This is a genomic window from Streptococcus australis (genome assembly GCF_047463015.1).
Classification (GTDB): domain Bacteria; phylum Bacillota; class Bacilli; order Lactobacillales; family Streptococcaceae; genus Streptococcus; species Streptococcus australis_F.
This window is the reverse complement of sequence record NZ_JASHER010000001.1, coordinates 321,031-334,203: the sequence shown is the minus strand read 5'-3', so window position 1 is coordinate 334,203 and position 13,173 is coordinate 321,031. Positions and strand designations below refer to the sequence as shown.

Sequence of the window (13,173 nt, the reverse complement as noted above, 5' to 3'; positions counted from 1 at the left end):
TTCTAATCTAGGAGCAGGACTCCAGACTTGCTAATAAGAGGTAGAAATCCACTATTTTTCTACCTCTTTTACAGCTTTTGTGATATAATTATCATGTATTAAAAATAGAAGGAGTCATATCCAATGGCAAAATTGACTGTTAAAGACGTTGACTTGAAAGGGAAAAAAGTTCTCGTTCGTGTTGACTTCAACGTACCTGTAAAAGATGGCGTGATCACTAACGACAACCGTATCACTGCTGCTCTTCCAACAATCAAGTACATCCTTGAACAAGGTGGACGTGCAATCCTCTTCTCTCACCTTGGACGTGTGAAAGAAGAAGCAGACAAAGAAGGTAAATCACTTGCTCCTGTAGCGGCTGACTTGGCTGCTAAATTGGGTCAAGACGTTGCTTTCCTTCCAGGTGTTACTCGTGGTGCTGAATTAGAAGCAGCGATTAACGCTCTTGAAGATGGACAAGTTCTTTTGGTTGAAAACACTCGTTTCGAAGATGTTGACGGCAAGAAAGAATCTAAAAACGATCCTGAACTTGGTAAATACTGGGCATCACTTGGAGATGGTATCTTCGTAAACGATGCATTCGGTACAGCTCACCGTGCACACGCATCTAACGTTGGTATCTCAGCAAACGTTGAAAAAGCAGTTGCTGGATTCCTTCTTGAAAACGAAATTGCTTACATCCAAGAAGCAGTTGAAGCTCCAGAACGTCCATTCGTAGCCATCCTTGGTGGTTCAAAAGTTTCAGACAAGATCGGTGTGATCGAAAACTTGCTTGAAAAAGCTGATAAAGTTCTTATCGGTGGTGGGATGACTTACACATTCTACAAAGCTCAAGGTATCGAAATCGGTAACTCACTTGTAGAAGAAGACAAATTGGATGTTGCCAAAGCTCTTCTCGAAAAAGCAAACGGTAAATTGATCTTGCCAGTTGACTCAAAAGAAGCAAACGCATTTGCTGACTACACTGAAGTGAAAGACACTGAAGGTGAAGCAGTAGACCCAGGTTTCCTTGGTTTGGATATCGGTCCTAAATCTATCGCTAAATTTGACGAAGCTTTGACTGGTGCGAAAACAGTTGTATGGAACGGACCTATGGGTGTATTTGAAAATCCTGACTTCCAAGCTGGTACAATCGGTGTAATGGACGCTATCGTTAAACAACCAGGCGTTAAATCAATCATCGGTGGTGGTGACTCAGCTGCCGCAGCGATCAACCTTGGACGTGCAGACAAGTTCTCATGGATCTCTACTGGTGGTGGAGCTTCAATGGAACTTCTTGAAGGTAAAGTTCTTCCAGGACTTGCAGCCTTGACTGAAAAATAAGACGGTTCCTCATGAACCATAGAAGAAGCACCGAAAGGTGCTTTTTTTAGAATGTATACAACCAAATTTTTATATAAGATAAGTTAAGTGATTCTGTATCGAAATAAAATGTGATCTCATTTTTAAAATTAATCAAGAAAATCCCGAAACTTTCCGCTGTGATAAAAGTGCTTGAAACATTTGTTTCAAGCACTCGGGAGTTTTGAAACTTTAGGTTCAAAACTAAGTCATGGAACTTCCTGGATTGCTGAAATCATCCACTGGATAATTTCACCTAACCTCCGTACTCACCTAAGGAAAGTTTTTAAAATGACTTTGTAGAGTAGAAGGAAGCTAGTCGATCTTCATTTCCCCGCTTGAACCTTTCTAGAAATATGTTAGAATAAAAGAGATAGAAAGATAGGGGACAATGGATTACTTTAAACGACATAAATTTGACCGTTCCAAATTTCGGTTAGGAATGCGAACCTTCAAAACAGGGATAGCCGTTTTTCTGGTTCTATTGATTTTTGGTATCTTTGGCTGGCGGGGCTTGCAGATTGGGGCACTGACAGCTGTCTTTAGTTTGAGAGAAGATTTTGATAAGAGTGTTCACTTCGGTGCTTCGCGCGTGATGGGCAACAGTATTGGTGGTTTTTATGCCCTGCTGTTCTTTATGATTAAGATTCTCTTCCACAATGCTTTTTGGGTGACCCTGATTTTTGTGCCCATTGCGACCATGTTAACCATAATGACAAACGTCGCTATGAACAACAAAGCTGGAATCATCGGTGGAGTTTCAGCCATGCTCATCATCACCCTCTCCATTCCGACAGGAGAAACGTTCCTATATGTTTTTGCCCGCATCTTTGAAACCTTTATCGGAGTCTTCGTTGCGATTTTAGTCAATTCAGATGTGGATCGGATTCGGGACTTTATAAATGAAAGAAAAAAAACCATGTGAGATTATGTGACATTTTAATCTTGACATCGGTTTTTTTTGCGTTATAATAGAATAGAAAGGGGGTCTTGTATGAAAGAAAAGGAATTAAGACGAACATTAGCGGTCTTTCCGATTGGTAGTGTTATGAAATTGACAGATTTAACAGCTCGTCAGATTCGTTACTACGAAGATCAACAACTCATTACTCCAGCTCGTACAGAGGGCAATCGTCGGATGTTTTCTCTCAACGATATGGATCGCCTGTTGGAGATTAAGGATTATTTGTCTGAAGGCCTTAATATTGCAGGAATAAAAAAACGGATTGCTGAGAAAGAAGCTCAACGTCAAGCTGCCAAGATTGTCAGTGAAAAGGATGTCCGCAAGGCCCTTCACCGTGATATCCTCCAGCAAAGCCGCTTTCATACGACCTCATCGCCATATGGTCAGTTACGCTGATCATTCTTTTTGCTAAATGCTATACTCATAAGGAGACACACATGTCAATTACTGTTGAAGATATTCGTCGCGAAGTCAAAGAAAAAAATGTAACCTTTATTCGGTTGATGTTCTCAGATATCTTAGGAACCATGAAAAACGTTGAAATTCCAGCGACAGATGAACAGTTGGAAAAGGTTCTCTCAAACAAGGCCATGTTTGATGGATCTTCTATCGAAGGGTTTGTTCGGATTAATGAGTCTGATATGTATCTCTATCCAGACTTGGACTCTTGGACTGTTTTCCCTTGGGGAGACGAGAACGGTAGTGTCGCAGGATTGATTTGTGATGTCTATACAACAGAAGGGGAACCTTTTGCAGGAGACCCACGTGGAAACCTCAAACGTGCCCTTCGTCACATGGAAGAAGTTGGCTTCAAATCTTTCAACCTTGGACCAGAGCCAGAGTTCTTCCTCTTTAAGCTCGATGAAAATGGGGATCCAACTCTTGAAGTGAATGACAAGGGTGGCTATTTTGACTTGGCGCCTACAGACCTTGCTGATAACACTCGCCGTGAGATCGTCAATGTCTTGACTCAAATGGGATTTGAAGTAGAAGCCAGTCACCACGAAGTGGCCGTAGGTCAGCATGAAATTGACTTTAAGTACGATGAAGTGCTTCGTGCTTGTGACAAGATTCAAATCTTTAAACTCGTTGTCAAAACCATTGCTCGCAAACATGGTTTGTATGCAACCTTTATGGCTAAACCGAAATTTGGGATCGCTGGTTCTGGTATGCACTGCAATATGTCCTTGTTTGATGCGGAAGGAAACAATGCCTTCTTTGATCCAAATGATCCAAAAGGAATGCAGTTGTCAGAAACAGCTTATCACTTCCTTGGCGGTTTGATCAAGCACGCCTACAACTACACAGCAATCATGAACCCAACCGTTAACTCCTACAAACGTTTGGTTCCAGGCTATGAAGCACCTGTTTACATCGCTTGGGCTGGTCGCAACCGTTCACCATTGGTTCGTGTACCTGCTTCACGCGGTATGGGAACACGTTTGGAATTGCGCTCAGTGGATCCAATGGCCAACCCTTATATTGCTATGGCTGTTCTTTTGGAAGTTGGTTTGCACGGGATTGAGAACAAAATCGAAGCACCGGCTCCTATCGAAGAAAACATCTACATCATGACTGCAGAAGAGCGGAAAGAAGCTGGAATCACTGACCTCCCATCTACCCTTCACAATGCTTTGAAAGCTTTGACCGAAGATGAAGTTGTTAAGGATGCTCTTGGCGAACATATCTATACCAGCTTCTTGGAAGCCAAACGGATCGAGTGGGCAAGCTATGCAACCTTTGTTTCACAATGGGAAATTGATAACTACTTGGACTTGTACTAAGCAAATTTATCCGAAAATGAGCTAGGTTTGATGACCTGGCTCATTTTTCATACAAAGAAAATGGATGGGACCGACAGGCCTCATCCATTCTTTTTACTTAATTTTCTTCATCTGGTGTCAAAATCATCGGGATGATGATAGGTTCACGTTCCGTGCTTTCGTAAAGGAAAGGACGAAGGGCGTTGACAATGGCACCGTGTACGGTTTGAATATTGGCATCTTTGTTCTTCAAGGCGATTCGAATAGCATTGAAGAGGATGCGTTGACTTTCACGGATCAGGTCACCGGACTCTCTCATATAGATGAAGCCACGGCTGAGGATATCTGGTCCAGCTAAAATCATTTTCGACTTGAAGTCAACTGTCGCAACAGCTAGGACAACCCCATCTTCTGATAAATCTTTGCGGTCACGAAGGACAGCCGCTCCGATTTCTCCGATGCGATTTCCGTCGACATAGATATCTTGAGCATTGAAGCTTCCCGCGATACGAGCTGAGTTAGCTGTCAGGGCAAGAACATCTCCGTTGCTCATGATGAAGATGTTATCTTTTTCTACTCCACAATCACGCGCAAGTCCAGCGTGAATCTTCTGCATACGGTACTCACCGTGGACAGGCATGAAGTATTTGGGTTTGATCAAACGCAACATGAGCTTTTGTTCTTGTTGGCCACCGTGTCCAGAGGTATGGATGTTGTTGATCTTCCCGTGAATGACATCGACTCCCGCTTCCGAGATGATATTGATCAATTTATTCACACTAGTTGTATTCCCAGGAATTGGACTAGATGAGAAGATAACGGTATCACCCGGTTGCAATTGCACCTGGCGGTGGGTTCCGTTAGCGATACGAGACAGTGCCGCCATAGGCTCCCCTTGGCTTCCTGTACACATAATGAGGATTTCATTTGCCGGGTAGTCTTTGATTTCACTTGGTTCAATAATCGTTCCAGGCGGTACCTTGATATAGCCAAGTTCAATTCCGTTGACAATGGCTTTTTCCATCGAGCGTCCAAAGACAACAATCTTGCGGCCGGTTTTAACAGCGGCATCTGCAGCCTGTTGGAGACGGAAGATGTTGGATGCAAAGGAAGCAAAGATGATGCGTCCATGAATGCCTTCAATAATCTTCATAATGGATTGGCCAACGACTTTTTCAGAGTTGGTAAAGGTTGGGACTTCCGCGTTGGTTGAGTCAGAAAGCAGACAGAGGACGCCTTCCTCTCCTAGTGCAGCCATCCGGTGAAGGTCGGCCGGCTCCCCAACAGGTGTGAAGTCAAATTTAAAGTCTCCCGTGCAGACGATTTTTCCTTGAGGCGTATGAAGAACAATCCCCAAAGGTTCTGGAATGGAGTGGGTCGTCCGGAAGAAGGTCGCTTTAATATGCTTAAAGGTCAGCTCCGTATTTTGGTTGATTTCATAGAGTTTGGCACCACGAAGGAGGCCATGCTCTTCCAATTTTCCACGAATAAGGGCTAGAGCCAAAGGTCCAGCATAGATTGGTACATTAGCTTGTTTCAAGAGGAAGGGAATTCCTCCGATATGGTCTTCGTGTCCGTGGGTAATCAAGACACCTTTGACACGGTCGATATTTTCAACGATATAGGAATAGTCAGGAATCACGTAATCGATCCCTAACAAATCATCTTCAGGGAACTTGATCCCAGCATCCACAATGATGATTTCGTCTTGGTATTCAATCCCATAGGTATTTTTACCGATTTCCCCGAGACCTCCAATGGCGAAAACACCAACTTCTTCAGGTTTTAAGGTATATGCCATGGATTAGAACTCCGTAATTTCAAATGCGCCAGACTCTTTTTCATATTCTAGGTGTTGGTCTGACAAGAGAGTGATAAATTCGATGTTGTAAGATGTATTTTCTTCAACAAGGCGACGAGCTTCAATGCGTCCTTCTAACTCATTCTTCGCATCAATATCGAGATAGAGGGCATGAGTCGTTTGACGACGAGGGTTGCGTTCTTTTGTTTCTTGGTAGAAAACTTTGTAAATCATTTCGTTTCGGTTCCTTTCACTTGTTCGGACTGTAGCAGAAAAGAAACAGCTAGTAGCTAGCTGAGACACCTATTCTTGCTTTCTTTTGTCCTGATTCGATACAATTATTATCCATTATACCATAAATAGCCTCTAAGGAAAAGATGCAAGCGGGTTCTGAGAGCAGAAGGAAGCGCTTTTTTAGAAGGGATAGAGAGCAGGTGATTTCACAGTCTGGGGGTGCTTCCTCTACCGTTTGGCGTCTATTTGTAGTATAATATGAAGCAGACAACGAGGAGAAAACATGAAAGTATTAGCATTTGACACCTCCAGTAAGGCCCTATCCGTTGCCCTTTTGGAGGAAGAAAACCGATTAGCAGAGTTAACGCTGACGATCAAGAAAAACCACAGCATTACCTTGATGCCGACCATTGAATTTTTGATGGCCAGCATTGATTGGAAACCGACGGATTTGGACCGTATCGTAGTAGCAGAAGGGCCTGGATCCTATACTGGCTTACGAATTGCGGTAGCAACGGCTAAAACCCTAGCTCAAACGCTAAAGATTGACTTAGTAGGGGTGTCGAGCTTACTAGCCTTGGTACCAGAAGAGATAGAAGGTCTGGCCATTCCAGTCATGGATGCGCGGCGCAACCATGTCTATGCGGGCTTTTACCAAGAGGATCAGTTGGTCTACCCGGAGGGGCACCTTTCTTTTGAAGCCGTATTAGAAAGAGTAAAGGGAGCTGAAAAGGTGACCTTCCTTGGGGAAGTGGAAGCCTTTCGCGAGCAGATACAAGAGGCCTTACCGAGTGCTCAGATGGTAGAAACCCTACCGGATGCGGTACGGATCGGTCGACTAGGACTAACAAAAGAAGCTGTCTCCGTTCATGGTTTTGTGCCCAACTACCTCAAGCGGGTAGAAGCTGAGGAAAACTGGCTCAAGGACCATCAAGAGTCCGGTCAGTCCTACATCAAACGCCTATGATCCGTATCGAGAAGGAGGCGGGGCGATTCGATTTAGCCCCTCAGTTGGTAGAAATCTTAGACGATGTCTATGGACAAAGTCCTTGGACCTTGGAGCAAGTCCTAGCGGATCTCGGTCAACCTCAAAATTGGTATGCCTTGGCCTACAGTGGGGAAGCATTGGTGGGCTTCTTGGCCATGCAAGAAAATCTCTATGAGCTAGAGGTCGTCCAAATTGCTGTTCGAAAAGAGTGGCAAGGGCGCGGGATTGCTCGTCAGCTACTAGAAACTGTTCCTCAGGAGAAAGAGGTCTTTTTAGAGGTGAGAGAAGGAAACACTCCGGCTCGGACTCTCTATCAGAAACAAGGATTTAAAGAAATTGGTTGCCGGAAAGGGTATTATCATGCACCTACCGAAGACGCCATTATGATGAAAAGGGAAGCAAATGAAGGATAGATATATTTTGGCATTTGAAACATCTTGTGATGAGACCAGTGTTGCCGTTTTAAAGAATGACACAGAACTCTTGTCCAATGTTATTGCCAGCCAAATTGAAAGCCATAAACGCTTCGGGGGAGTGGTTCCAGAAGTTGCCAGTCGGCACCATGTCGAAGTCATTACGGCCTGTATTGAGGAAGCCCTAGAAGAAGCGGGAATTACAGAAGAAGAAGTCACAGCGGTTGCGGTAACTTACGGACCAGGTCTGGTTGGAGCTCTTTTGGTCGGTCTTGCTGCAGCCAAGGCCTTTGCATGGGCCCATGGGATTCCTTTGATTCCTGTCAATCATATGGCTGGCCACTTGATGGCTGCTCAAAGCGTTGAGCCTTTAGAATTTCCGCTCTTGGCCTTGCTGGTCAGCGGAGGACACACCGAGTTGGTCTATGTCTCGGAGGCGGGTGATTATAAGATCGTTGGAGAAACGCGTGATGATGCATTGGGTGAGGCCTATGATAAGGTCGGCCGCGTCATGGGCTTGACCTATCCAGCCGGTCGCGAGATTGACGAGTTGGCGCATAAGGGTCAGGATATCTACGATTTCCCACGTGCCATGATCAAGGAAGACAATCTGGAGTTCTCATTCTCAGGGCTCAAATCAGCCTTTATCAATCTCCACCACAATGCCGAGCAAAAAGGCGAGAGTCTGTCCAAGGAAGACCTATCGGCTTCCTTCCAAGCAGCGGTGATGGATATCTTGATGGCCAATACCAAAAAAGCCCTAGAAAGATACCCGGTTAAGACCCTGGTGGTGGCGGGAGGAGTCGCGGCCAACCAAGGTCTTCGTGAACGCCTGGCTTCTGAGATCACAGATGTTAAGGTCATCATTCCTCCTCTGCGCCTCTGCGGGGACAATGCGGGGATGATTGCCTATGCCAGTGTCAGCGAATGGAATAAGGGAAATTTTGCTAGCTTAGATCTCAATGCTAAGCCTAGCCTTGCTTTTGAAGGAATTGAATAAGGATTGAAGAACCATCTGGGTACCACTATCCAGATGGCTTTTTTGACAAATAATTCACCAACTAGTAGCGGATTTGCGACCCTAAGAAAAATTCGTTATGATAGAAGGAATGAAAGAATGATGGAATGGGATTGGTTCCCAGTATAGTTCTATAAAAAGTAGGTAGAAATGTTGAAAAAATTTTTAAGTTTGAAATTAGTTTTTATAGTGGGCCTTGTAGTTGCTTTGGTATTTTATTTTAAACCTTCGGAGACCAAGAAAAATTCTGTCGAAAAGAGACCGAGCTCAACAAAAGTCATTCATGAAGGGAATCTCAAGGATGTTCAGCTATTTGGTGAGAAAAATCAATTTGTTTTGAGTAAAGATCTGAAATTAGTTGATGGGAAGTATCTGGTTGGATTTGACTATGTAAATGGGGACGAAGATGTAAAAAAGGAGTATATTGGATTTCGATATTACGAGATTGACAATCAATTTAAAGAAACAACCGTAAATGTTTTAGATGAGATTCGAAAGACAGAACCAAAAGCTTTTATTAATGATTATCAAATAAACATTAATAGCGGAGTGAGTGTTGTGGATATGGGATATTATGTGTCTCGTAGAGCTATGGAACGTAATATCGGTGATGAGAAAAGTATTTATTACAAGTTGGATGAACAGAAATACTACAGCAAGTATACCATCCCAGAGGGCAGTACAGTTAAGGAAAATATTATATACTGTACAAATTTAAAAGAGTTGATTAAAAAGAATACCGGCTTTGTTGTTCAAACTGAATTGAGATTTCAGAAACAGATTAAAAATGTGAATACAGATATCAATTTATTTGTACGTTATCCGGAGTTCAAAGAGAAAATGTTGAGTGGGAACTATGGGATTTATCCTAGATTACAGTTATTAAGTAGTAAGGAATGGTTTGATACTCTTCTTCATTGGTTTGCACCTAAAGGACAGGACACCTTACCTGGGGTAAAAATTGAAGCTCGGTATTCAATAGATGGTCAAGAACATGAAATTCGTTCTTATGATGAGTTTAAACAATACTACAATGGACAAGGTGGGGAACTAGCCGATTAGAGAGAGCAGTTGACTCCCTTAGCTTCCCTGTCAGAATCTTTTTTTTACTCATCTTCTTTTGTTATAATAGATAGCATCAAAAAAGGAAAGGAAGAAGGAGTGGAAAAGAATTTTCAGCAGGGGGTCAGGGATGCCCTTCCGACGGCCTTGGGTTATATCAGTATTGGCTTAGCCTGTGGTGTGGTGGCGTCTCCCTATCTCTCCCCTTTAGAAATGGGCTTGATGAGTCTCTTGGTTTACGCAGGGGCTTCTCAGTTTGCGATGATCTCTTTGATTGCCGTTCATTCGTCCCTTATGAATATTGCCTTAACCGTCTTTTTCATCAATTTGCGCAATATGCTTATGAGTCTGCATACCTCCCCTGATTTTAAGGAGGCTAGCCTGGTCCATAATATTGGAATTGGTAGTTTGTTGACAGATGAGAGTTACGGAGTCTATTTGAGTGAAAAATTGAAAAGTGACCGGATCACTGTTCCCTGGATGCATGGCAATAATGTGGTCGGTTATCTAGCCTGGGGATTATCAACCATTTTGGGGACAGCCCTGGGGTCCCTCTTGCCCAATCCTAGTGCCTTCGGCCTGGACTTCGCCTTAGTTGCCATGTTTATTGGGATTTTTGCAGGTCAGTTTCAAGGCATGCGTTTGACGGAGAAGATGGCTACCATGCTCCTTGTTTTAGGTGCAGTAGCCCTTAGCTTTTTCCTCTTGACCTTCTTTTTGACCCAATCCTTGGCCGTTTTAGTGGCTACTTTAACAGGTTGTTTCGTGGGGGTGATGTGCGATGCGCGTGAATAGTTGGATTTTCTTGGTTATTTTGACGTCCGCAGTGGTCACCTGGATTCCACGCATTCTGCCCTTCGTTTTGGTCAAATACCGGGGTCTGCCAGATCCAGTTCTGCGTTTTCTAAAGTATCTTCCCATTGCTATTATTTTTGCCTTGATCCTTTCCAGTCTGGTAGAGGGGAAAGTAGGCCAGTTTCCTCAAGTTCGGTGGGTGGATCTGGTCGCAACCATTCCGACCATGATAGTAGCCTTTCGCTACAAAAACCTAATGGGTACGGTTCTATTCGGGATTGTCTTGGTTGCCCTCTTACGTTTGCTTGTCGCCTGAATCCCCTGAATTTTTAGATAGATTACTGCTTGTTACAAATATTACAAAAATATTTCAAAAACACTTGACATTGAGTAATATTGTAATATAATAGTTTTTATCAAATGAAGTGAGGGATCATCATGATGAAAAAATGGACAAGTTTAGCACTTTTAGGATTAACTTCTGCAAGCCTACTCGTAGCCTGTGGTTCAAAAAAAGAAGAGAACAAATCTTCTGCCAAAGAAGCACAAACGACGGTGAAGTCTAGTCAGAAAAAAACAAAGGCAGCTTCTGGTAAGAAAGAGACAAAATCTACTGAAACGGATGCGCAAGAAGGGGCACAAGCTGCTTCTCAAGATGCAGGAAACTCAGGTCAAACCGCTGCAGGATCTGGTGCAGCAAGCACTGATAAGGCCACAGATTCGTCTCAAATGGTGCCAGAAGAGCTGGTAGGGACTTGGACAGGAACAACCGAAATTGCCAAAGATGTTCAAATGACCGTGGCTGCAGACGGTACGGTCACTACAACAGCGAACTTTTATCAAGCTGATTTGAATCCTGTTCGTACTGCAACAACGAAAGCCAAGGCAGTTCAAGCATCTGGTAATGTCTATTACTGGGAAACAGACGAACCTGGCGCTTTTGATGCCCTTCTTCCAGGGATTGCTGGACTTGGAGGAGCCAATATGAAGGTAAAACCCGGCTTCATCTTAGAAGAGGGCCATTATACACCGATTGTATTTGTAACAGGGCTTAATGAAGACTTTGATTATAGCAAATACAATGATTTCCGTGTTTCCCTTACAAAATAAAGAAAAATCCACGAATCCCTAAGGAGTCGTGGATTTCAGATTGAAGATAAAGTTATTTTAGAAACTTTCCTTAGGTGAGTACGGACGTCATGGAACTTCTACGAAGTTCCATGACTTAATTTTGAGCCTAAGGTCTCAAAATTCCCGAGTGCCTGAAACACAGTTGTTTCAGGCACTTTTCTCACGCCGTAAAGTTTTTCATCTTCTTAAATGACTAAAAAATGAAAGTCATTTTTTAAAAATTATCCAGCTGTTTTATAAAAAAATAATAGTTTGTCTGCATTCAAAAATCCACGAATCCTTAAGGAGTCGTGGATTTTGTTTTAGATAAATTGTGTAATAAAGACGATGAGGATGACGATTGGAATCACAAAGCGAAGCAAGAAAATCCAGAGCTTGAAGAAGAGGCGCTTGGTTTTCTCTTCTCCCACCTTGAGTTCTTCCTGGGCTAGGACTTGATCAAAGATATAGCCTGTAAATAGGGAGAGGCAGAGAGCTCCAAAAGGCATGAGGAGGTTGGAAACCAAAAAGTCCATGCAATCAAAGAAGGATTTTCCAAAGAGGGTCCACTTGGAGAGCACCCCATAGGAAAGGGCAGATGGAATCCCAAAGACAAAGGTCAGAAGACCAATGATTTGGCTCCATTTAGCCCGCTGTTTGTTGTTTTGGTTGGTGACGTTCCCGACATTAATCTCTAACATGACGACGGATGAGGTAATGGTCGCAAAGAGGAAGAGAAGAAGGAAAAGTAGGTAGAAGAGGGGCCCAAAAGGCATCTTGTCAAAGACTTGTGGCAGGACTACAAAGAGGAGGCCCGGTCCACTAGTAGAAGGGATTTGAAAGGCTGACATGGCTGGGAAGATCGCCAAGCCCGCCATGATAGAAACGGCGATATTCATGAGGACGACGGAAATCCCGGATTGGACCAGGTCAGTGTCCTTGTCCAAATAAGAAGCATAAGTCAACATGGCTGTCACCCCTAGCGAGAGGGCGAAAAATGATTGGCCCAAAGCGTAGAGTAGACCTTGGCTAGTCATCTTGGAGAAGTCTGGCTTGAGGAAATAGCTAACTCCCTCCCAAGCGCCAGGTAAGGTCAAGGAACGACCAATCATGACTAAGAAGATAATGAAGAGAAGTGGCATCATGAATTTTGAGGCCTTTTCAATCCCTTGTTCCACCCCCTTGGAAACAATCAAGACATTGAGGAGGATGAAGATGGCCTGGGCCCCAAGAGCCAACCAGGGATTTGAAATAATCTCTCCAAAGAGCTGGGTATAGTCACTAACTGAGAGAAGCTGGAATAACTCTCCCAAGGCGACTCCCAAATAAATCAGGATCCAGCCACCGATGACACTGTAGAAGGAGAGGAGGATAAACAGGGCAAAGGCACCGATCCAACCGATCCCATCATAGAGGCGACGGCCACCGAGTTTTCCAAAGGTTTTAATGGCAGAGACACCAGCTGCACGTCCTAGAGTAAATTCAGCTAGTAAGAGAGGGAAGCCGATAAGTAGAGTTGCTATCAAAAAAACAAGAAGGAAACTTCCGCCCCCATTAGCAGCGGTCATATAAGGGAACTTCCAAACAGCCCCAAGCCCAATTGCAGAACCTGCAGAAGCTAGGATAAAGCCAATTTTGGAACCCCATTGAGATTTTTCCATATGAATTCTCCATTTCTAATTCA

General features: G+C 43.7%; 14 protein-coding genes. 11 read left to right on the top strand and 3 right to left on the bottom strand.

The window, feature by feature from the left end:
- Positions 1–123 precede the first annotated feature (123 nt).
- From QM873_RS01610 to glnA, 4 genes are all read left to right on the top strand, one after another.
- Positions 124–1,323, top strand: a complete 1,200-nt coding sequence (locus QM873_RS01610; protein WP_048715731.1) for a phosphoglycerate kinase — start codon at positions 124–126, stop codon at positions 1,321–1,323.
- A gap of 409 nt (positions 1,324–1,732) precedes the next feature.
- Entirely contained in the window at positions 1,733–2,266 is a 534-nt protein-coding gene (locus QM873_RS01605; protein ID WP_125329229.1) for an FUSC family protein, read from the top strand.
- Positions 2,267–2,335: 69 nt separating this feature from the next.
- Entirely contained in the window at positions 2,336–2,701 is a 366-nt protein-coding gene (locus QM873_RS01600) for a MerR family transcriptional regulator (RefSeq protein WP_061564425.1), read from the top strand.
- Between the two features lie 41 nt (positions 2,702–2,742).
- Complete coding sequence (gene glnA / locus QM873_RS01595) at positions 2,743–4,089, top strand: type I glutamate--ammonia ligase (protein ID WP_006595535.1); 1,347 nt, start codon at positions 2,743–2,745, stop codon at positions 4,087–4,089.
- A 97-nt stretch (positions 4,090–4,186) separates the two neighbouring features.
- Here glnA and rnjA read toward each other — a convergent pair whose 3' ends face one another.
- On the bottom strand, positions 4,187–5,869 hold the full coding sequence (gene rnjA / locus QM873_RS01590; RefSeq protein ID WP_006595536.1) for a ribonuclease J1: 1,683 nt from the start codon (positions 5,867–5,869) through the stop codon (positions 4,187–4,189).
- 3 nt (positions 5,870–5,872) lie between these two features.
- Positions 5,873–6,103 (bottom strand): DNA-dependent RNA polymerase subunit epsilon, encoded by a 231-nt coding sequence (locus QM873_RS01585; protein WP_023027297.1) that lies wholly within the window; start codon positions 6,101–6,103, stop codon positions 5,873–5,875.
- Positions 6,104–6,386: 283 nt separating this feature from the next.
- On the opposite strand from QM873_RS01585, the gene tsaB reads away from it, so the two are divergent.
- From tsaB to QM873_RS01550, 7 genes are all read left to right on the top strand, one after another.
- Entirely contained in the window at positions 6,387–7,070 is a 684-nt protein-coding gene (tsaB, locus tag QM873_RS01580; RefSeq protein ID WP_023027296.1) for a tRNA (adenosine(37)-N6)-threonylcarbamoyltransferase complex dimerization subunit type 1 TsaB, read from the top strand.
- Positions 7,067–7,504, top strand: a complete 438-nt coding sequence (rimI, locus tag QM873_RS01575; protein WP_123159589.1) for a ribosomal protein S18-alanine N-acetyltransferase — start codon at positions 7,067–7,069, stop codon at positions 7,502–7,504. The genes tsaB and rimI overlap by 4 nt, the downstream gene beginning before the upstream one ends.
- Positions 7,494–8,504, top strand: a complete 1,011-nt coding sequence (tsaD, locus tag QM873_RS01570) for a tRNA (adenosine(37)-N6)-threonylcarbamoyltransferase complex transferase subunit TsaD (protein WP_414278682.1) — start codon at positions 7,494–7,496, stop codon at positions 8,502–8,504. Before rimI ends, tsaD begins: the two co-directional genes overlap by 11 nt.
- A gap of 168 nt (positions 8,505–8,672) precedes the next feature.
- Positions 8,673–9,584 (top strand): hypothetical protein, encoded by a 912-nt coding sequence (locus tag QM873_RS01565; protein WP_414278681.1) that lies wholly within the window; start codon positions 8,673–8,675, stop codon positions 9,582–9,584.
- Positions 9,585–9,683: 99 nt separating this feature from the next.
- Positions 9,684–10,379 (top strand): AzlC family ABC transporter permease, encoded by a 696-nt coding sequence (locus QM873_RS01560; RefSeq protein WP_048690835.1) that lies wholly within the window; start codon positions 9,684–9,686, stop codon positions 10,377–10,379.
- Entirely contained in the window at positions 10,366–10,695 is a 330-nt protein-coding gene (locus QM873_RS01555) for an AzlD domain-containing protein (protein WP_414278680.1), read from the top strand. Before QM873_RS01560 ends, QM873_RS01555 begins: the two co-directional genes overlap by 14 nt.
- A 122-nt stretch (positions 10,696–10,817) precedes the next feature.
- Positions 10,818–11,489, top strand: coding sequence for a hypothetical protein (locus tag QM873_RS01550; protein ID WP_414278679.1), 672 nt, complete (start codon positions 10,818–10,820; stop codon positions 11,487–11,489).
- Positions 11,490–11,812: 323 nt separating this feature from the next.
- Here QM873_RS01550 and QM873_RS01545 read toward each other — a convergent pair whose 3' ends face one another.
- On the bottom strand, positions 11,813–13,150 hold the full coding sequence (locus QM873_RS01545) for a sodium-dependent transporter (RefSeq protein WP_414278678.1): 1,338 nt from the start codon (positions 13,148–13,150) through the stop codon (positions 11,813–11,815).
- Positions 13,151–13,173 lie beyond the last annotated feature (23 nt).